We start from the raw sequence: 236 nt of genomic DNA on the forward strand, positions 1-236 counted from the left end.
CGGACACGCGCGATGCTGGCGCACGGGTCGTGCGCGGACGGTCAGCCTGCTCATGCCGCGGCGCGGCACGAGGTCTGTGGCCGGTCCGCCGCCCGCCGAGACGCGAATGTCGGCAGAATTGTAGCGCAAGGCCCGCCACCGCTCCGGGTCGGACTGGCCACCAAGGGTGCCCAGGTGCTCGTTGATCGCGGCGGCCGCGTCCGGGTTGCCGGTGGCCTCACTGCCCAATCTGTCAT

Annotated in this window: 1 pseudogene; it reads right to left on the bottom strand. The window is 72.0% G+C overall.

Annotated elements, in window-relative coordinates:
• Positions 1-236, bottom strand: a pseudogene (locus R0J92_RS26615) (formate dehydrogenase subunit gamma); the annotation flags it as partial.

This window comes from Tritonibacter sp. SIMBA_163, from assembly GCF_046535935.1.
Lineage (GTDB): Bacteria > Pseudomonadota > Alphaproteobacteria > Rhodobacterales > Rhodobacteraceae > Epibacterium > Epibacterium scottomollicae.